The sequence below is a fragment of the Aquisediminimonas profunda genome, assembly GCF_019443285.1.
Classification (GTDB): Bacteria; Pseudomonadota; Alphaproteobacteria; order Sphingomonadales; family Sphingomonadaceae; genus Aquisediminimonas; species Aquisediminimonas profunda.
This window is the reverse complement of the sequence record NZ_CP080327.1, coordinates 574,143-594,405: the sequence shown is the minus strand read 5'-3', so window position 1 is coordinate 594,405 and position 20,263 is coordinate 574,143. Positions and strand designations below refer to the sequence as shown.

Annotated in this window: 17 protein-coding genes; 7 read left to right on the top strand and 10 right to left on the bottom strand. The window is 59.9% G+C overall.

Annotated features, from left to right (window positions below; translation table 11 throughout):
• Positions 1-151 precede the first annotated feature (151 nt).
• A complete protein-coding gene (locus tag K0O24_RS03035; RefSeq protein WP_219894365.1) occupies positions 152-2,956 on the top strand; it encodes a TonB-dependent receptor in 2,805 nt (934 codons plus the stop codon).
• A gap of 59 nt (positions 2,957-3,015) precedes the next feature.
• Here the strand turns inward: K0O24_RS03035 and K0O24_RS03030 are convergent, their stop codons facing one another.
• The 4 genes from K0O24_RS03030 to K0O24_RS03015 are packed head-to-tail and all read right to left on the bottom strand — an operon-like array spanning position 3,016 to position 8,063.
• On the bottom strand, positions 3,016-5,769 hold the full coding sequence (locus tag K0O24_RS03030) for a [protein-PII] uridylyltransferase (RefSeq protein WP_219894363.1): 2,754 nt from the start codon (positions 5,767-5,769) through the stop codon (positions 3,016-3,018).
• Between the two features lie 46 nt (positions 5,770-5,815).
• Entirely contained in the window at positions 5,816-6,166 is a 351-nt protein-coding gene (locus tag K0O24_RS03025; RefSeq protein WP_219894361.1) for a DUF3147 family protein, read from the bottom strand.
• Positions 6,166-6,864 (bottom strand): hypothetical protein, encoded by a 699-nt coding sequence (locus tag K0O24_RS03020; RefSeq protein WP_219894359.1) that lies wholly within the window; start codon positions 6,862-6,864, stop codon positions 6,166-6,168. Before K0O24_RS03020 ends, K0O24_RS03025 begins: the two co-directional genes overlap by 1 nt.
• Complete coding sequence (locus K0O24_RS03015) at positions 6,864-8,063, bottom strand: toxic anion resistance protein (protein ID WP_219894357.1); 1,200 nt, start codon at positions 8,061-8,063, stop codon at positions 6,864-6,866. The genes K0O24_RS03020 and K0O24_RS03015 overlap by 1 nt, the downstream gene beginning before the upstream one ends.
• Positions 8,064-8,251: 188 nt before the next feature.
• On the opposite strand from K0O24_RS03015, the gene K0O24_RS03010 reads away from it, so the two are divergent.
• Both K0O24_RS03010 and K0O24_RS03005 read left to right on the top strand, forming a co-directional pair.
• Positions 8,252-8,728: a YybH family protein gene (locus K0O24_RS03010; RefSeq protein WP_219894356.1), complete on the top strand. Its 477-nt coding sequence runs from the start codon at positions 8,252-8,254 to the stop codon at positions 8,726-8,728.
• Between the two features lie 37 nt (positions 8,729-8,765).
• On the top strand, positions 8,766-10,178 hold the full coding sequence (locus K0O24_RS03005) for an alpha/beta fold hydrolase (protein WP_219894354.1): 1,413 nt from the start codon (positions 8,766-8,768) through the stop codon (positions 10,176-10,178).
• A 54-nt stretch (positions 10,179-10,232) separates the two neighbouring features.
• Here K0O24_RS03005 and K0O24_RS03000 read toward each other — a convergent pair whose 3' ends face one another.
• The gene (locus K0O24_RS03000; protein WP_219894352.1) at positions 10,233-10,991 is read right to left on the bottom strand and encodes a hypothetical protein; all 759 of its coding nucleotides are present in this window, start codon (positions 10,989-10,991) and stop codon (positions 10,233-10,235) included.
• 521 nt (positions 10,992-11,512) lie between these two features.
• Here K0O24_RS03000 and typA point away from each other — a divergent pair.
• The 4 genes from typA to pdeM are packed head-to-tail and all read left to right on the top strand — an operon-like array spanning position 11,513 to position 15,175.
• The gene (typA, locus tag K0O24_RS02995; protein ID WP_219894350.1) at positions 11,513-13,348 is read left to right on the top strand and encodes a translational GTPase TypA; all 1,836 of its coding nucleotides are present in this window, start codon (positions 11,513-11,515) and stop codon (positions 13,346-13,348) included.
• Between the two features lie 50 nt (positions 13,349-13,398).
• Positions 13,399-13,668 (top strand): DUF3297 family protein, encoded by a 270-nt coding sequence (locus K0O24_RS02990; RefSeq protein WP_219894348.1) that lies wholly within the window; start codon positions 13,399-13,401, stop codon positions 13,666-13,668.
• A gap of 50 nt (positions 13,669-13,718) precedes the next feature.
• The gene (locus K0O24_RS02985; RefSeq protein WP_219894346.1) at positions 13,719-14,516 is read left to right on the top strand and encodes an SDR family NAD(P)-dependent oxidoreductase; all 798 of its coding nucleotides are present in this window, start codon (positions 13,719-13,721) and stop codon (positions 14,514-14,516) included.
• Positions 14,513-15,175, top strand: a complete 663-nt coding sequence (pdeM, locus tag K0O24_RS02980; protein ID WP_219894345.1) for a ligase-associated DNA damage response endonuclease PdeM — start codon at positions 14,513-14,515, stop codon at positions 15,173-15,175. The genes K0O24_RS02985 and pdeM overlap by 4 nt, the downstream gene beginning before the upstream one ends.
• Here pdeM and msrA read toward each other — a convergent pair.
• The 5 genes from msrA to K0O24_RS02955 form a co-directional block, all read right to left on the bottom strand.
• The gene (gene msrA / locus K0O24_RS02975; RefSeq protein ID WP_219894343.1) at positions 15,164-15,817 is read right to left on the bottom strand and encodes a peptide-methionine (S)-S-oxide reductase MsrA; all 654 of its coding nucleotides are present in this window, start codon (positions 15,815-15,817) and stop codon (positions 15,164-15,166) included. The two genes, pdeM and msrA, sit on opposite strands and share 12 nt — an antisense overlap.
• Before the next feature lie 11 nt (positions 15,818-15,828).
• Positions 15,829-16,311, bottom strand: coding sequence for a peptide-methionine (R)-S-oxide reductase MsrB (gene msrB / locus K0O24_RS02970; protein WP_219894342.1), 483 nt, complete (start codon positions 16,309-16,311; stop codon positions 15,829-15,831).
• A gap of 80 nt (positions 16,312-16,391) precedes the next feature.
• Entirely contained in the window at positions 16,392-17,594 is a 1,203-nt protein-coding gene (locus K0O24_RS02965) for a pyridoxal phosphate-dependent aminotransferase (RefSeq protein ID WP_219894341.1), read from the bottom strand.
• Positions 17,595-17,625: 31 nt separating this feature from the next.
• Positions 17,626-19,446 (bottom strand): aminodeoxychorismate synthase component I, encoded by a 1,821-nt coding sequence (gene pabB / locus K0O24_RS02960; protein ID WP_343211257.1) that lies wholly within the window; start codon positions 19,444-19,446, stop codon positions 17,626-17,628.
• 12 nt (positions 19,447-19,458) lie between these two features.
• The gene (locus tag K0O24_RS02955) at positions 19,459-20,229 is read right to left on the bottom strand and encodes a bestrophin-like domain (RefSeq protein ID WP_219894340.1); all 771 of its coding nucleotides are present in this window, start codon (positions 20,227-20,229) and stop codon (positions 19,459-19,461) included.
• Between the last annotated feature and the right edge of the window lie 34 nt (positions 20,230-20,263).

Here is a 20,263-nt window from a genome sequence, read left to right as displayed (position 1 = left end):
GTACGCGCCAGCGATGTGGCAAAAAAGCCTCAGCCTGATGGAAATGCGCCACGCTGAATACTGATCTTGTTGGCAAGGCGACGGGAATTCCCATACGATTAGGCCAAATTCCAGTCATGGGAATTTCGGCATAACGATTTGGGAGAGTCAGATGCGCAAAACCTCATTGATGATTTCGGCTGCCCTGTGCAGCATCGCCGTTCCGGCACTCGCACAGAACCAGACGGCCCCGCAAGCGGGAGCGGAGACCAACGCCGAGGACAATGGCGAAATCATTGTGACGGCAACCCGGCGTGACGAACAACTGTCAGATGTGCCACTTGCTGTTTCGGCGATCGGCGGTCAGGCGTTGCAGAATTCGGGCGTCACGGACATTCGCGCCCTCAACCAGCTTGCCCCGTCGCTTATCGTCTCCGGCGCTACCAGCGAATCCAACTTTACCGCACGTATCCGCGGCATTGGCACGGTCGGTGAGAATCCCGGGCTTGAATCGTCCGTCGCGCTCTTCATCGATGGTGTTTATCGCAGCCGAACAGGCGTCGGCCTCTCCGAGCTTGGTGAAGTGGAGCGTGTCGAAGTGTTGCGCGGCCCGCAAGGCACATTGTTCGGGCGCAATGCCAGTGCCGGCCTGCTCAACATCGTCACGAAGAAGCCGAGTTTCGAATTTGGTGCCTATGGTGCAGCGACCTACGGCAATTATGATTATCTGCGTCTGGAAGGCGGCGTCACAGGGCCAATTGTCAGCGACAAGCTGGCTGCGAAGCTTGAGGGTGTTTACATGAAGCGTGACGGCTTCGTGAAGCAGGTCACGCTCGGCCAGCCGGATGTCAATGATCGTGATCGCTACCTTCTGCGCGGACAGCTCCTGTTTGAGCCGAATGCAGACATCAGCTTCCGCGTGATCGGTGACTATTCGGAGCGCAGCGAAAATTGCTGTGCCGGCCTTTTCCTCAATCCGATCCGCAACCTGTCCCGGGCCAATGCGGCAGGGTCAGGCGCCGAAAATGTCGTGCAATCCGCCAACACGCTGGCACCTTTGCTCAATGCGCTGGGCGCGAACTATCAGTTTGCGCCAACAGGTGTGCCATTTGTCCGTCGTACGGCCACTACACCAGGCTTTCCTTATGGCGCCGACAGCACGGACTATGGCGTTTCCGGCGAACTCAAATGGGATCTGGGCGGCGCGCAGCTGACATCCGTTTCCGCCTATCGCAATTATCACTTCAAGACCGGGCAGGACAGCGACTTCATGGCGCTCGATCTGCTGCACATTGTCGACCAGGATCGACGGTTCAAGACCTTCACGCAGGAACTGCGGTTGCAGGGCAAATTGTTCAACGATCGCCTCGATTGGCTCGTTGGCGGTTACTACGCTGATGAAACCCTGATCTCGGAACAGAACACGCAATATGGTGCCGACTATGAAAAGTTCGCCAACTGCCTGACAATTGCAGCGCTTGTTCCAACTGCGCTGCAAACGTCGAACCCCTATTGCATCAATGTCGCAACGGTTCAGGGAACGATCACGACGCTGTCCGGATTGCCTGTCGGGGATCCCCGCCGAGCCTTGATACCAGCGCTTGGTGCTCTGATTGCCAACCCCGCACGTCCCGGCTTTGGTTCATTGGCGGCTGCTCTTGGGCAGCCCAACATTGCGATTGGCAACACCGGCTATAACAATCGCTTCCGGCAGAAGAGCACCAATTATGCTTTCTTCACGCACAACGTCATCGACATTGTGCCGGACAAGCTGCAGCTGACATTGGGCGCGCGGTATACCCACGAAAAGAAGGATCTCTCCGCGACCGTCAATGCAACGAACACGATTTGTCCGTTGCTGGTGAATTCGCCGCTTCAGTCCTTTGCCGGCACGGTCTGTTCAATCAACGGCACGGGTATCGGTTTTGTCGGAACCGAACCGGGCACGACGCGGAGCGAAAGCCAATGGACGGGCACCGCGGTGCTGAGCTGGAAACCGATTGACGAAGTCCTGCTCTATGCGTCCTACTCAAAGGGCTACAAGGCCGGCGGTTACAATCTGGACGTTTCCGCACTTGACCGCACCTGCAACGCGACCTTCGACGCTGCCTGTGCAGCCAGGCTGGCCCTGCCTGCAAACACGCCGTTCAACGGGCGCCCGGAAGCGAGCGATCTGCAGTTCGACGCGGAAAAGGTGACGGCTTATGAAGTCGGCTTCAAGCTCGATACGCGCCAGTTCGATCTGAACGTTGCGGCCTTCTACTCCGCTTTTGACAATTATCAGCTCAATACGTTCAACGGGCTGACGTTCGAAGTGACCAATGTGCAGGGCTGCAAGGACAATCTCAACGGCGGCGATCGCGATGCCAGCAGTGTCACGGGAGCCTGCGCCGCCAACCGGTTGAAGCCGGGCGTCGTGTCAAAGGGCGTGGAAGCGGAGTTCTTTGTCTATCCTGCACGCCATTTGACGCTGAACGGGGGCATCACCTATCTCAACTCGCGCTATCGCAACAATCTGGTCGGAACCGGCGGCCGCGCGCTTTCTCCGGTGCTGTTCCAGTTGCCTGGCCGTCGCACCTTCAGTGCTGCCTACACCGTCACGGCTGCGGTCTCCTATACTCCGCCGATCACAGATAGCCTCTCTGCCCTCTTCTATCTCGACACCCGCCTGCAGAGTGACGTGAATACGGGCTCGGATCTCGACCTTGAAAAGGTTCAGGACGGCTATGCACTGGTCAATGGCCGTATCGGCCTTCTTGGCCCCAACCGGAAATGGAGCCTCGAATTCTGGGGCCAGAACCTCTTCAACAAGAAGTATCAGCAGGTTGCAGCCGATGCTCCGGGTCAGGGCAGCGGAACGTTCCGGGCTGTTGCGGCTGCCGCTGCGACCGGCCTCGCGGGCACAGCCAACCAGCTTTACATCGCCTTCCCGGGCGAACCACGGACCTATGGTGTGACGGCCCGTTTCCGCTACTGACCGGTTGGGCATGTAGTCAGGAGAAAGCCCGTTCCGGCAAATGGCCGGGCGGGCTTTTTCTATGCTGCCCGGGCTTCTGCTGGCGCTCCGGCGGCCGCATTGAGCAGGGCATTCTCGAGCACCTTCAACCGGGCGTCGCTTGTGATCTTTTCGCCCGTGAGGTCGGTGACATAGAAGGTATCGACCGCGCGCTCGCCATAGGTTGCTATATGGGCCGAATGGATCGTGACACGCGACTGGAACAGCGCATAGGCCAGCGCATTCAGAAGCGCCGGACGATCCCGCGCGTTGGCTTCGATCACGGTATAGCGGTTCGACGCACGGTTATCGATGAGGACATTGGGTTCGATCTCGAAGGCTTCCGCACGCGTTCGTGGCAGCGGCCTGGCCGCCAGCTTCTCGGTCAACGCGTGGCGGTTGGCGAGCGCATCTTCGATGGCCTGCTCGATCCGCTTGAGGCGCCGTTCATCGTCAAAGGGCTGGCCGAACGGGTCCTGGACAAGGAAATTGTCGAGTGCCATCCCGTCGCGGGTTGTGTGGATCCGCGCGTCGATGATGCTGCCGCCGGCCAGATGGATGGCACCTGCCATGCGATAGAACAGGCCGGGGTGGTCGGCTGCATAGACTGTGACGAGCGTTGCGCCGCGGGCGGGATAGACTTTGGCCGCAATTGAAAGGGACCGCGTTCCCGCATCGGCGATGTGGCGCGCATTGCTTTCAAGGATATCGTCAGGCTCGGCAATCCAGTAGCTTTCCGGCAGGCGCTTCTTGAGCCGCTCGAACTCAGCCGCAGACCAGCCGAGACGGCTTTCCAGCGCGGTCTGCTTGGCAACAATCCGTTCCTTGCGTCCGTTCTGCTTGTGACCAAGCCGCAGCACTTCTTCGGCACCGTTGAAAAGATCAGACAATAATTGCCGCTTCCAGCTGTTCCAGACGCCCGGGCCGACTGCGCGGATATCGACAACCGTGAGGGCAAGCAGCAGGCGCAACCGTTCGGGCGATTGGACCTGTTCGGCAAAGTCGAGCACCGTCTTGAAATCGGAAAGATCGCGCTTGAAGGCGGTATTGGCCATCGCGAGGTGATGGCGCACCAGCCAGGCGCAGGTTTCGGATTCCGCAGGCGTCATCCCGAAACGCGGACAGAGCTTCATGGCCACTTCAGCCCCAAGCACTGAATGATCGCCGCCGCGACCCTTGGCAATATCGTGGAGCAACACCGCAACATAGAGCACGCGGCGCGAAATGATTTGCCGCATGATCGCAGTGGCCAGCGGATGATCGTTGTCAAGATCGCCCTTCTCGATCCGGGCGAGCAGTCCGATCGCGCGGATAGAGTGCTCATCCACCGTATAGTGATGATACATATCGAACTGCATTTGCGCCACCACGCGCCCGAAATCGGGAACGAACCGCCCGAACACAGTGGCCTCGTTCATCCAGCGCAAGACTGTTTCGGGATCGCGCTTGCTCGTCAGGACGTCAAGGAACAGCGCATTGGCGCGGGGGTCCGTCCGAACTTTTGCGTCGATCAGTCTGGCATCGCGATTGGCCGCGCGCATGGCCTGCGGATGGATTTCCAGATCGTGAAGGTCGGCAAGTGCGAACAGTTCGATCAGGCGGGTCGGATCCTTCTGGAACCAGTCATCCGAAGGAAGCGCAAGCCGCCCCCTGTCCAGCACGAAGCCATTGAGCTTGCGTGTTGAGCGTCGAAATCCCGCCAGCGAAAAGCGCCGACCCTTGGGCGCGAAACTGTCATCAAGATGCGCCAGGAACACGCCTGTCAGGTCGCCCACCTGCTTTGCGATGAGGAAATAATGCTGCATGAACCGTTCGACGGAAGACCGCCCCGGCCGGTCGGCATAGTTCATCCGGGCAGCAATCTCGCGCTGGACGTCAAAGGTCAGACGCTCCTCTGGACGACCGGTCAGCGCGTGGAGATGGCAGCGCACAGCCCAGAGGAAATTCTCTGCCTTCTGGAACTGGCGAAGTTCCGACTTTGTCAGGAGCCCGCGTTCGACCAGGTCCGCGACGCTTTGGACGCGGTGAATATATTTGCCGATCCAGAAGAGCGTATGAAGGTCACGCAGGCCGCCCTTGCCTTCCTTGAGGTTGGGCTCAACCACATAGCGACTGTCGCCCATCCGCTTGTGGCGCGCATCGCGCTCGGCGAGCTTTTCCGTAATGAAGGAGCGTGCTGTCCCTGCGACCACCTCAGCGTCGAACCGGGCCGACGCTTCGTCATAAAGCGGCTGGTCGCCCCAAACATAGCGCGATTCAAGAAGTGCCGTCCGGATGGTCAGATCGCTCTTGGCCATGCGCACCATTTCATCGAGCGATCGGCTCGAATGACCGACCTTCAGGCCAAGATCCCAGAGTGTGTACAGGATCGATTCAATCACCTGTTCCGCCCAGCCAGTCTGCTTGTATGGCGTGAGGAAGGCGATATCGACGTCCGAAAAGGGGGCCATTTCGCCGCGCCCGTATCCGCCAACCGCAATCAGCGTCAGCCGTTCAGATGATGTCGGATTGTTGAGCGGGTACAGGCGCTGAGTGGTGAAGTCGAAAATGAGCCTCAGGATCTGGTCGACAAGAAAGGCCTGGCCTGCCGCCGCCTCCCGGCCTGCCTGCGGGTGTTCAACAAGTCGTGCTGCGATTTCCGCACGGCCTGCTTCGAGCGCTGGCTTCAGTAACGCTGTCGAGGCGTTGCGCAGGGCGGTGGCATCGCGCCCGTCCACACTGCCCAGCAAGTCGGCAAGGCTGCGCCGGTCAATGATGGCGCGGCGATTGGGCAACTGGTCGAAACGGAACTGCATGAAGCCCTCAATAGCGGAAGGTGCAGCGCGCGAACAGGGGATGCAGTCAGATGGGCAACCCGAGCCGCGGCGCGGCCCAGACCATCAGGAGGTAGAGCGCGACAGTCACGACACAGCCCGAAACCAGTGCGCCCCAGAACGGCAACCCGGCGCGCAGCAGGGCCGGAATGAGGAGGAACATCGGGAGCGACGGCAGGACATACCAGAAGGTTGCCTCCGCATGTGCGGCCATCCGCACCGGATCGGCTGTTTCGCGCCAGAGCCAGATCATCCCGAGGATCGAGACAAGCGGCAATGATGCAACGAGCGCGCCCGCCGCCGGATTTCGTTTCGCAATTTCGGAAATGGCCGCAATCAATATGCCGGACAGCACGGCCTTGATCGCAAGATAGACCATCAGGCCGTATCGCCCTGATATTTGAGCTCCAGATAACGGCCTTGCGTCGCAAAGCGGTTGAGATCGCCCGAAGCGAGCTGCTTGCTCAGCCGGTCCAGTTCTTCATCGACGACGGCCAATCCCTCGACCAGCTGCTTGTCCGGGCTGATGCCATTGAGCCCCTCCTTGCGCAGGTTGAGCGGGACGCGCTGATATCCCTTTACAAGCTCGGGCAGTTCGTCGCCGATCAGGCGCCGGATGTCGGCAGCCACCGGTTCCCGCTCATCAAGCGCCTGAAGCTGTGGCGCGAGGATCTCGAGTTTCAGGCCAATGCCGTCGACCAGCCGCGTCGCGGGGGCGGGCAGGGCGCGGCGCTGGCCGGCAAGCCATTCCTCGGTCTTGAGGGGCAGCAGAGCCAGCTCCGTCGTCGGCAGAACCTCGCCTGTAACCAGCGGTGTGCGGGGAAAGGCCATCAGGACCACAGCCGCTACAATGAAAGCAAGAACGGCAATCATCAGGCCGGTCGTGCCGACGGGCGCAATGATCAGGCCCCAGAGCGGCAGGCCGATCATGAGAGCGCCCGCAACAAGGGCGATCCGCTTCACATTGCCAAAAAAGGACCGCCGCCGTGCCGCGCGGGCCCGCTGCGCCAGCCTTGGCTCCATTCCGTGGCGCCGAAGGGCTTCTTCGGCGCGCGCAAGGATACGCTCCGACTCCATTACTCGACCGGGGAGAAGGGACTGGGCGCGCTGCTGTTTTCAAGGGCCGCCTGCGCCTGGCCTTCAGCGCGCGCGATATAGCCCTTCGACTTCTCGACCTCGAGCCCGAGTGTGTCCACCGTCGTCTTCATCGAGACCAGAGCCTTGGCCTTGAACGTGTCGATATTGTCCATCGTCAGATAGATATTCTGGAAGGCGCGCTGCAGCGTTTCAAGCGGGATCGTGCTCGACGCGGCCTGCTCGTGGATCTGCGCCGTCTGGTTCTTGAGCATCTCGCCCGTTGAATCGATGATGTTTGCCGTCGTCGTGTTGAGCGCGGTGATCTGTTCGAGGACAAGCCGTTGCCCGACAAGTGCCTGCGCCACGGTCACGGCCGTGCGCAAGGCAGAGACGGTCGTGGTCGAGGCGCGATCGACGCCCTTGATCAGCTCGACATTGTTCTTCTTGACCAGATCGAGCGCGAGATAGCCCTGCACTGTCACGGCCATTTGCGTGAGCAGGTCCTGCGTCCGCTGGCGGATGTAGAAGAGCGCGGTCTCGCGGATCGCCTTGGCCTTGGCCGGATCGCTGATGTCGAGATCGGCGGCCTTTTCCTCCAGCCGCGCATCGAGCGCCTTGGCGATGTGGATCATCTGTTCGAGCCGGCCCATCGCTGCCCAGAGGTTCTGCCGCTCGACCGAAATCGCCGCATTGTCCTTGATCAGCTCATCCTTGCCGGAGCTCAAGTGCTGAAGGATCGAGGCGATATGACCCTGGCTCGACTTGTAGCTGTCGAAATAGTCCCGCATCTTGTTGCCATAGGGAATGATGCCGAACAGCTTCTTCTTGCGGAAAAGATCATCCTTCTTTCCGGGATCGAGATCCTCGATCGTGCGGCGCAGCTCGGCCAGATCGGCGCCGACGCCGGTGTCCTTGCTCATCGCGCGCACGGGGCGGTCGAGGAAGCGGTTCGATTGGCCCGCCGCCTCGGCAATTTCCTTGCGTCCCATTACGGTCAGCTGATCGACCATCTTGCCGAATTCGGGCGAATTGGGATCAAGCGCCGCGAGGTCATTCACAAAGCCCTCGGCTTTTTCCTCAAGCTGGCTCTTCTGTCCCTCGGCCAGCGGGACCAGCCCGGATGCCTTTTCAGGCGCGACCACGGGCACGGGGTCCGGCGCGGTCAGTGTGATTTCTGGCTCTTCAACCTGTGTTGCCACGGGGCATCTCCTTCAGTTCGAGCCGTCAAGATGGCGCGAAACACTGTATTATTCAAGTAGCACGCTTACGCAGCCTGCCCAGTGCTACCATTTGCAGGCGTTGGGGGGAAGGCGCGACGGGAAGCCTGACCTGCCGATTGACGCGCAGGCTCAATCATGAAAACTTGGCCCAACAGGGAGGATGTGCCATGAACCGAGGACTATCTGCCACCGTCTTGCCGCTGCTTGCGATCGTGTCGGCCTGTTCGGGATCGCCACCCGCCGCCGCGCCGGTCGATGTGGCCGCCATCGAAAAGGCCGCGCACGGCGGCTATGTCGCTGCGATCAACAGCAACAATGTCGATACGCTGATGGACATGCTGACCGATGACATTGTCTACCAGGCCCCCGGTGCGCCCGAAGTCGTGGGCAAAAAGGCCGTCCGCCAATGGGTCGCGGACTATTTCGGCGCCTATCACACCGAATGGCAAAAGACCTCGATCGGTTTCACCGTCAGCGGCGATTGGGCGTTTGAACGCTATACCTATGTCTCATCCGACACCGACAAGAAGACCGGCGCGGTCACGGCAGACATCGGAAAAGGCATCAACGTCTATCGCCGCGGCGCAGACGGAAAGTGGCGCGTAGCCATCGACGGCTGGAGTTCCGACAAGCCTGCGGGGTAGCACCGCTTGTGGCCTGTCGGCCAAAGCCGAGAGGTTGGTGAGAGAGGCACTTTACGCTATCGCAGAGTTGGGAGACACTGAGATGCTGGGCATTCTGCTCTGGGTTGCAGCCACGGTTCCGACATTTGACCCGAAGCCTTGCGGCGCAGAGGCGCAAGGCGATACGACAGTCATATGCGGCGATGTCCGCGTTGCCGAAAATCGCGAACAGGTCGACGGTCGAACGATCGCGCTCAATGTTGTCATTCTCAAGGCGCAGGCTGCGATCCCTGATCTGCCTCCCTTGGTCGATATCGACGGAGGCCCGGGGCTCGCCTCCACACGAAGCCTCTCATTTTATCGTGCGGATGGCTTGGCCTACCGCCGCCGCCGCGATGTAATCCTCGTTGACCAACGCGGCACTGGCGCGTCAAATCCCCTCGCCTGCCCCGAACTGGCTATGGCGGGGTCGGAGCTTGGCGAGCTCTATCCTGCGGAAAAAGTCGCCGCATGTCGCGCCGCGCTGGAGCACCGCGCCGATCTGACTCGATATGGTACTGACGCTGCGGCTGACGATTTGGAGGATGTTCGTCGAGCACTCGGACATAGCCAGATTGACATTGTCGCCCTGTCCTATGGGACAACAATGGCGATGCACTACATGAACAAATATCCAACGCGTACACGCGCGGCCGCTTTGCTCAGCGTTGTTCCAGCCAACGCGATGCCGCCACAGCATCATGCAGTTGTGGCCGACGCAATGCTGGACAGGATCTTTTCCGACTGCAAAGAGGACCGCAAATGCAAATCCGCATTTCCTGATCTGGCTGGAGATGCGGATCGCGCGATCCAATGGCTTCGTTCGCGTGAGAACGGGCCGTCGCCGGAGGTATTCTTCGAAAAACTGCGGACTTGGCTCTATGCTCCGATGACGGCGAGACGCGTTCCGCTCATTCTGCACCGAGCGGCGTTGCGCGATTTGCAGCCATTCTGGTCGATCGCGGCCCAGGCTCAAGCGCTGCCTTATTTCGACGGGCTGTATCTCTCGATCACATGCTCTGAGAGCATGGCACTCATGGACTACGACCTGGCCGCGACAGCATCTCGCGCGACTCGTTTCGGTGACTATCGTCTGCGGAGACAACGCGCGGCCTGTGCAGTGTGGCCGAAAGCCGAAGTGCCTTCGGGCTTTCTGCGGCCCGTCATGTCAACCGCTTCGATCCTGATGATAACCGGTGGTCGGGATCCAGTGACCCCGGGCCGGTGGGCCGACGCTGCTCGAAGACGTATGCCGAATGCGCGCCATATTGAGATCAAATGGTCGGGGCACGTATTCGACGGATTAAGCGGGGTTGAGAGCTGCTATGATCCGATGCTGTTGCGGTTCTTTGATTCCGGCAACGCGCGGTCACTTGATGTATCATGCGTGAAAGCGATGACGCCTCCACCATTTGCTACCTCGGAAAATTGAGCTGGCGGCCAATGATCTCTTTGCAAGCGTTCACCGACAACGATCCAAATCGCTTCAAATGCCAACCAATCGTCGGGCGATCGGTGGCCAAGCTGGATGGTGGTAGACAAACGAAGTCGCCAGCTCTGCCAACAGTATAGCCGGAACCATCGAAGAATGGACCCAGTGAATATGGCGGCGGCTGATAACATCATATGCGAGCGCTGCCGTTATCAGCACATTGGGACCGGCGAAATTATGGACAATCATTCCCCAGAAGTCGTCACCGAACAGTTGATACAAACCTTCCCCCCACCACCGATTGTAAGCGGCAACCAGAATCATTGACGTGCTGAGCAGGATCAGCCGCTTGTGCGCCGCCGAATCCTTTCTGAGAAGGAACGCCATTGTAGCGCAAATGGAGAAGACCAACATCTGAACCAATGGAGCGATGAAGAACTGGAGATTTTCGGGGTATTTTGGGCTGTAGAACCGCTGGCTTGCCAGTTCGGCTCCAACCCCGGTCACAGCCAAAATTGGAACCATGATAGCCGCTGCGATGCCCAGCCTCTTGTGGAGATTCTGGTGACCGGCGCGGATCAGAATGATTTGCACCGTCAACAGGCACATCCATGCTGTGAATGCAAAAACATGGAACTGAAGAATGGCGGGAGCTGGATAGTCGGCTTTTCCAAGGTAGCGATCGGAAACAGAAGGGTAGAACCCAATCAGGATCGCTCCCCAAGCGGCCAGAATGTAGACAAGGGCGAATTTCCGGTCCCATCTGTGCCACGCCGGGAAATCGGCTGCATCCCGTTTAGTCTCTCCACCCATCTTGAAAGGGAAGCAAAATTCGAATGGCGGGTCAAATGATATGCCGTCAGCTTCCCGTCTCAGATCGGACGTTCGGCGTGCCGATGGGGGGTGGGGTGGCCGCAGGCAAAACGCTGAACCCGCGGTTGTCCCACGAAAAACCTCTTTCCTATTCGATGCGAATCTGCTCCATCCTGTGTGATGAAGTGCAGAGTTTTCTCCTTCAAAAATCCCGCAAGCCCCCATGATCGACTGCCCGGTATTATTTTACCGGAGGGGAGTGACAAGTTTGACAAGTTCCAGAGGCATCAGGGGTCTGGCGCCCTGTCCCTTCGCGGCTTTGTGCCTTTGTGTGAGTCCATTTACCCGGCAACGATTCGCGATGCTGACGGAGTCAGCGCCTTACGCAAGGCCGTGAAGACGCGACGTGTCCGGGGTCCCGCCCTTCGGCGCGATCATGCCTTGGGCAGGCATCCTTGCCGCAACGCACAAATTCGGCTAGGGGCGCGGCCAATCCATTCCTCGAAACTTTGAGATTCAGAATGCCTCTCCGCAATGTGGCCATCATCGCGCATGTCGATCATGGCAAGACCACGCTGGTTGACCAGCTTTTCCGCCAATCGGGCACGTTCCGCGACAATCAGCGCGTCGAGGAACGCGCGATGGATTCGAACGACCTCGAAAAAGAGCGCGGGATCACGATCCTGGCCAAGTGCACCTCGGTCGAATGGGACGATCATCACGGCACGAAGACGCGGATCAACATTGTCGATACGCCCGGTCACGCCGATTTCGGCGGCGAGGTGGAGCGCATCCTTTCCATGGTCGATGGCGTGATCCTGCTCGTCGATTCATCCGAAGGCGCGATGCCGCAGACCAAGTTCGTGACCGGCAAGGCGCTGGCGCTCGGTCTGCGTCCGATCGTCGTCGTCAACAAGGTGGACCGGCCGGACCAGCGCATCCAGGAAGTGCTCGACGAAGTGTTCGACCTGTTCGTCAGCCTCGATGCGACGGATGAGCAGCTCGATTTCCCGGTCCTCTTTGCCTCGGGCCGGAATGGCTATGCCTCGCTCGACCCCGATGCGCGGTCGGGTGACCTGACGCCGATGTTCGAAACCATCGTCAGCCATGTGCCACCGCCCGAAGTCAACAGGGACGCGCCGTTCCAGTTCCTCGTGACCCTGCTCGACCGTGACAATTTCCTCGGTCGCGTGCTGACGGGCCGTGTTGCCGCCGGCACCGTGCGCCTCAACCAGCCGATCCACGCGCTCGACAATGACGGCAAGATCGTCGAGCAGGGCCGTGCGTCGAAGCTGCTCGCCTTCCGCGGGCTTGAGCGTGTTCCGGTCGAAGAGGCCTATGCCGGAGACATCATCTCGATTGCGGGCATGACCGACGCGACCGTGTCCAACACGATTGCCGATATCTCGGTCACCGAGCCGCTCCACGCCCAGCCGATCGACCCGCCGACACTCTCGATGCGCTTTGCGGTGAACGACAGCCCGATGGCCGGCCGCGAAGGCAGCAAGGTGACGAGCCGGATGATCCGTGATCGCCTGTTCCGCGAAGCCGAGAGCAACGTCGCGATCAAGGTCACCGAAAGCGCCGACAAGGACAGCTATGAAGTCGCGGGCCGCGGCGAACTCCAGCTTGGCGTGCTCATCGAAACGATGCGCCGCGAAGGGTTCGAACTTGGCATCAGTCGTCCGCGCGTGCTGTTCCGCGAAGAGAATGGCCAGCTTACCGAGCCTTATGAGCAGGTCGTGATCGACGTGGATGACGAATATTCGGGCACCGTCATCGACAAGATGGCGATCCGCAAGGCCGAGATGACGGACATGCGTCCCTCGGGCGGTGGCAAGACGCGCATCACCTTCAGTGCGCCCTCGCGCGGGCTGATCGGTTATCATGGCGAATTCCTGTCCGACACGCGCGGCACCGGGATCATGAACCGGCTGTTTGAAAAATATGGCCCGCACAAGGGCAATATCGAAGGTCGCAAGAATGGCGTGCTGATCTCGAACGGGACGGGTGAGGCAGTCGCCTATGCGCTCGGGCCCCTGGAAGATCGCGGCATCCTTTTCGTATCTCCCGGCGAGCCGCTCTATGAGGGCATGATCGTGGGAGAAAATGCCAAGACCGATGACCTTGAAGTCAATCCGATGAAGTCGAAGCAGCTGACCAACTTCCGCGCCTCGGGCGGGAAGGATGATGCCATTCGCCTGACCCCGCCCAAGCGGATGACGCTCGAGCAGGCCATTGCCTATATCGATGACGATGAACTTGTCGAAGTGACGCCCAAGTCGATCCGCCTGAGGAAGCGCTATCTCGATCCGCACGAGCGGAAAAAGGCCTCGCGCGCCAAATTGGCGGCCTGAGGCTTTCCCGCTCTTGAGCGCACCCTCCCTTCCCGTTTAAGGCCCAACGCATGACAGACACTCCGCCAGACCATCTTTCAATCGACCCTTCGAGCCCGCATTTTGCTGCCGAAGCGCTGCAACGCGGCGTTGGCATCAAGTTCAAGGGACGCCAGCGCCACGATGTCGAGGAATATTCGATTTCCGAAGGCTGGATCCGCGTCCAGGCGGGCAAGACCGTTGACCGGCACGGAAAGCCATTGACGATCAAGCTCAGTGGCGAGGTCGAGGCCTGGTTCGAAAACCCCGCTGACGGTGAGGGGACCGACGCTTCCGCTTGAGGTCCGACGCGACCCGGCCTAGGCTTTTCTCCAGCGACGAGGAGCGGGCAATGCGCGATTTTGACGATGCAGTGGTGGTGGTGACGGGGTCTGCGACCGGATTGGGCGCGGCTCTGGCAATCGGCGCTGCCGAACAGGGCGCCAAGGCCGTCATCCTCAATTGCACCAAGAGCCTTGCCGAAGCGGAAGCGACGGCCAAGCGTGTGCGGGCGGCAGGGGCAGAGGCCACGGTCGTCCAGGGCGACGTGTCCGACGATGCGGGCTGTCGTGCGATTGCGGCAGCCGCCGAACGCTATGGCCGCATCGATGCGCTCGCCAACAATGCGGGGACCACGAAGCAGGTGCCCAACCATGCGGATCTCGATGGTCTTTCGGCAGAGGACTTCCACCGCATCTATTCGGTCAATGTTGTCGGGCCGTTCCAGATGATCCGTGCGGCGCGCTCCCTGCTTGAAGCCAGCGACCGGGCTGCCGTGCTCAATGTGTCATCGATTGCCGGGGTGACGGGAATTGGATCGTCGGTTGCCTATGCCGCGTCGAAGGGGGCGTTCAACACGATGACGAAAAGCCTTGCGCGCGCGCTGGCGCCAAGGATCCGCGTCAATGCGATCTGCCCAGGCTTTATTGATACCCGCTGGTTTTCTGATGCCTTTGGCGAAGAACTGACGGCACGGATCCGCGCAAACGTCATCGCTTCGGTGCCGCTGCAAGCCGCGTCCACGCCAGAGGATATCGCGGCCTCCGGACTGTTCTTCCTCTCCCGCGCATCGCGCCATGTTACCGGCGAAACCTTGCTGGTGGATGCAGGTCTCCATCTGGGCCAAAATTTGAGTGCGCGGTCCTTGTGATACCCTTTGTCTTCGGCGGACAGGATTTCGCGATACTGAAAGAGGGCGCGATTTTCTGGCCGAGCCAGAGTGCCCTGATTGTCGCCGATCTCCATCTTGAAAAGGCCAGTTGGTTTGCGATGCGCGGACAGATGCTCCCGCCCTATGACAGTGCGGCCACGCTGGAGCGCCTCGCCAATCTGATTGTCCAGACCGGGGCGTCGGACGTCTGGTGCCTGGGTGACAATTTTCACGACGATGACGGCGCCGCGCGCTTGTCCGGCGGGGCGTCCGCTCTGTTGGCAAGGCTGACCGCCGGGTCACGCTGGCACTGGATTACCGGCAATCACGATGAGAACCTGCCCGATGGCATTGGTGGCACGATCCTGCCCGAAGCTGAACTGGACGGCATCGTCTTGCGACATCGGGCCGACGCTCTCGAGCATCGACCCGAATTGTCCGGTCACTTCCACCCCAAGCATCGTGCACGTGCGCGCGGGCAGAGTGTCTACCGACCCTGCTTCGTTTCCACCGCGACCAAGCTCATTCTGCCGGCCTTCGGCGCGCTCACCGGGGGGCTCGCGGCGGATCACCCGGAAATCCGCGCCGCAGTCGGGAAGGATGCTGCGGCTCTGCTTCCGGCTGCAGACCGGCTGTTGCGCTTTGCGCTAGCGATATAGGTTCGGGAAGGCCGCCTTATAGGCTGCGAGCTTTGGCACGTCGAAACGAACGATATATCCGTGGTTCGGGTTCCGCCGCATGAAATCCTGATGATAGGCCTCGGCCGGGAAGAACTTGCCTGTTTCGATCCGCGTCACGATGGGACGCGGATAGGCAGCGGCCTTTGACAATTGCGCGATATAGGCGCGAACGGCCTTGTCCTGCGCGGGCGATTGCGGGAAAACAGCAGACCGATAGCTGGGGCCTGTATCCGGCCCTTGCCGGTTGAGCTGGGTCGGATCGTGCGCGACCGAGAAATAGACGCGCAATAGCGTCCCGTAACTCACGGACTGGGGATCATATACAATGCGGACTGCTTCGGCGTGCTTGGTTGTTTCGGTCGAGACGGCTTCATAATAGGCGGTATCGGCAGTTCCGCCGGCATAGCCGCTGGTGACGGTCTTAACGCCTTTCACATGTTCGAACACGCCTTCCATGCCCCAGAAGCAACCCCCTGCAAACACGGCCACAGCGGTATTGCCAGGCTCTTTAGTATCCGCAGCAATCGGCGGGATGGCAACGGCCTTTTCAGCGACACCGGCGCTGGAAAGTGAAATGGCCCAAAGCGCGGCAGCCGCGCTGATAAACAAACCTGTACGCATTACGAAGGTCCTCACGCGGGCTTGAACGTCATGGCGACGCCATTCATGCAATAGCGCTTGCCTGTGGGCGCCGGACCGTCGTCAAAAACATGACCCAAATGTCCGCCACAGCGCCGACAATGGACTTCGGTGCGTGGCGAACCAATCGACCAGTCGGTTTTCGTCAGAACGGCCTTTGGCAGCGGCTGCCAGAAACTTGGCCAGCCGGTTCCGCTGTCAAACTTGGTTGTCGAGGAATAGAGCGGCAGTGCGCATCCAGCGCAAGAGAATGTGCCCTTGCGGTGCTCATTGTTGAGCGGGCTTGAATAGGGTCGCTCCGTCGCTTCATGGCGCAGTGTCTGGTAGGCTGCAGGTGATAGACGCTTGCGCCACTCCGCGTCGGTCAATGTCACTTCATAATGTTCTGTCGCTTCCGCGCGATTGCATGCCGCGAGCAGGGTAACTGACAGTGCGCCGGTCGAAACCAGGCATTCACGTCGCGAGAGAGTCAGCATTTCAAATCTCCTTTGCCTCACCCTGTTGCCCCTCATTCGCGAGCGGGCCGGGCGAGGTTACACCGGAGACGTGCCTTGTGTCAGCGCAAATTGCCACACGCCCGCTGGATGCGTGTGCACGCCTCTGTGAGAAGTGCCTCGGATGTCGCGTAAGAAATGCGGAATCCTGGTGAAAGGCCAAATGCCGCGCCATGGACTGCTGCAACTTGCGCATCGTCGAGGAAATAATCGATCAGATCCGCATCGGTTTCGATCGTCTTGCCTGCGGGCGTTTTCTTGCCGATCGTGCCCGATGCATCGGGATAGACATAGAACGCGCCTTCAGGCGTCGGACATGTCAGTCCGTTCGCCTGATTGAGCATAGAGACAACAAGATCGCGGCGTCCCCGGAATGCTTCGTTACGTGCAATCAGGAAGGACTGGTCGCCATTGAGTGCGGCCGTTGCGGCTGCTTGCGCGATCGAGCAGGGGTTGCTCGTAGACTGGGACTGCAGCTTTGCCATGGCCTTGATCAGCCATTGCGGGCCACCGGCAAAGCCGATCCGCCAGCCGGTCATCGAATAGGCCTTTGAACAGCCATTGACGGTCAATGTGCGATCATAAAGTTCCGGGCAAACCTGAACGATCGTCGCAAATGGCTCATCAGCATACCAGACATGCTCGTACATATCGTCCGTCATCACCATGACCTGCGGGTGACGAAGCAAGACTTCTGCCAAAGCTTTGAGTTCTGCGGCCGTATAGGCTGCTCCTGTCGGGTTCGAGGGAGAATTGAGGATCAGCCAGCGTGTCGCCGGTGTGATCGCGGCTTCAAGCTGCTCGGGCGTGATCTTGTATCCTTGAGAGACCGGCCCGTCGATGAAGACCGGCGTGCCGCCTGCAAAAGCTACGATGTCGGGATAACTGACCCAATAGGGGGCAGGAATTATGACTTCGTCGCCGGGCTCCACGGTGGCGACTAGCGCATTGAAAAGCGTATGCTTGCCGCCGACATTGACGCTGATCTGACTCGTTTCATAGTCAAGCCCGTTGTCCCTTTTGAACTTGGCCTGGATCGCAGCCTTGAGTTCGGCCGTGCCGTCGACATTTGTATATTTGGTGGCGCCGCGACGGATCGCGTCGATGGCTGCTTCCTTCACAAAATCGGGTGTGTCAAAATCAGGTTCGCCTGCCGACAGCCCGATGACGTCAACGCCCTTGGCCTTGAGATCGAGAACGCGGCTCGTCATTGCGAGAGTGGCGGAGGGCTGAATACGGTTCAGCGCTGCAGAAGTGGTGCGCATGGAAGCCTTCTTTGTGTGCGGTGCAGCGCGCCTATAGCGTCTTGAGTGTGGCGGGCAACAGCCCACGGCTCGCATTGCCGATGAAAAATCCGTTCGCCAGATCGTCAGGTTGCAAGTTGGCCTCAATTGCACTGCCATTGGCAAGCAGCTCGGCGCGCAAGACACCGGGCAGCAAGCCGCGAGAAAGCGGAGGCGTAAGCAGCACGCCGTCGCCCTTGACGAAGATATTGGTGAAACTGCCTTCGGTTACAAAGCCCTGAGAGTCCAAGAGTGCGACTTCGAACGTCTCGGCCTTTTTGAGCGCCTCATTGTAAAAGGCCCTGTCACTCGTCTTGTGCCGAAGCCGGAAATCACTTGCGTCGACCGGTAGGGGCGCGAGCGCGACTTCGACGGGGCCGTCGGGAACTGGCGGCAGCTTGCCAATTTCAATCGCTATACGCCCGCTCTGGCTCAGCAAAAGGCGGACACGACGCGGGGCGGCGATGCGGAAGGTCGCCGCCTGGAGTTCGTTGCGCACCGTATGTCGGTCAAACGGGATATCGAAGGTGGCGGCGCTCGCGCGAATCCGTTCGATATGACGATCAAGCAAGTGAATGCCGCCTTCTGGGTCGAAACGCATGGTCTCAATGAGATCGAAATTGCGGGGATCAGCCACGAAGCGTCCCTTGGTCAGGCATTCGTCCCATTCTTCCCCCATGCGGCTATCCGCAACGATTCCGCCACCCAGACCTATCGTGGCTTTCTGCGAGCCATTCTGCAGATGGAGCGTACGGATCGCAACGTTGAATGCAGCATCGCCGCCGGGATCGATCCGCCCGATGCTTCCCGTATAGGCACCGCGAGGACTCTGCTCGACTTCGTTTATGATTTCCATTGCCCGGATCTTGGGCGCTCCGGTGATCGAGCCGCAGGGGAAAATTGCTGAAATAAGATCAATTGCGGTTCTGTCAGGTTCAAGCCGGGCTGTAACGGTCGATGTCATCGTGTGGATCGTCGGATAGGTCTCGACCGAAAAGAGGTGCGGTACGTCGACACTTCCAGCCGTGGCCACGCGGGAAAGGTCATTGCGAAGGAGATCGACAATCATTAGGTTTTCGGCTCGTTGTTTCGGGTCATTCGCAAGGTGCTCGATTGCAACTCTGTCATCGGCAGGGTTCACTGCGCGCGCCGCCGTGCCCTTCATCGGCTTGGTCGTAACCTTGCCATCGTGCAGGGCAAAGAACAGCTCAGGGGAAAGCGAAAGCAGCCAGTCGTCGCCAGTCCAGACTACCCCGCCATAGCCTGCCAAGGCCCGCGCTCTGAGCCCGGCATAGAGGGCAAGCGGATGGCCTGCCATGGGCACTGCGGCGCGAAACGAGAGATTGACCTGATAAATGTCACCGGCGGCGATATAGTCTGCCACGCGCGAAAAGGCCGCCGCATATTCCGCGCGATCAATCTCGGGGGTCGGCCTCCCGACCCAGCCTGAACAGGGATCGGGGAGCATGGCTGCGACGTCTGCCGCCGGAATTTCCTCATAGCCGTCGAAAAGGCCGAACCAGAAAAGCGGGAGCGACCCATTGCTCCCCAGCTCCTGAAGTCTGGGTTCAAGGACGTGGCCCGCCTCATACGACAGGAACCCTGCAACATGTTGCGGCCTCCCGCGCAATGTCTCCAGCGCGTCCAAAACTTGCTCCGGTTTGTGGGCAATGACCGTTGCGACCGGATCACGATAAAGGCGAGCCGGGGCAGCGCCCTCTGCGCGAGCATCATCCAGCAGCACAAATGGGCGATCGAGCGATAGCATGGGCGCCCTTTGGCACTTTGATGCAATGGGGGCCAGTGCCGTGATATCCGCGAAGTCGCTCGCCACAGGGGCTGCGTCTTACTGCATCGACATTCGGGCATCCAGCATCGGTTGCTGCGGGACCATGATCGAGCCTTGTTGAGGGCGATCGAGGTCAAGAATGAGGGTGATGGCCAAAGTCAGGAGCAGAAACAGGATGGACGTCACAACAATATGTCGCTGACCCGATGCGCTCAGGACATAGCCGACGATCGATGCCGAAAGAACAGCATACAACACCAGTATTTCAAGCACGCGTGCCGGAATGATGGCGCCACGTTCCGCCTTGCGAGATGCCGCGGCGTCGAACATGTCATTGACTGCGATTACGGTTGAATTGACGATTGCGGGCGGCGCAGTGTCGATTGTCTTGCCCAGGCTATCCCATACGGTCTTTTGCGCGACTGCCGTTTCGCGTTCTACGATCTCGGGGCTTCGACCGCGCGACAGACCAAGGCGGACATCTGTATAGTGGGCAATGGCTTGGCGCAGATCCCTGTCTTGCGGCCCCTCTGCAAGCCCGGCACGGAGCCAGGCCGTCCCGATTGCATTGGCTTCATCCACAACCAATTGCCGACGCGCATCAAAGCGCGAAACTGCGAGGGAGAAAGTGAAGGCAATCAGCAACCCGAGCAAGGCCAATGTTGCAGACAGCAGATAGCCTTCTGACGCTTCACCTTTGCCATTTGACCCCGGAAGCCGCTTGCGCAATGCAGCGCCAGCCTCGACGGCAAGCAGCATGGTCAGAAACAAGGCAAGGCCGACCAGCCATAGCTGCCCCCTGGCCATAAATCCGTCAATCAGGCCCATCCTGGCGTCTCCCCTCCAAGCGCTTGGAGGATAC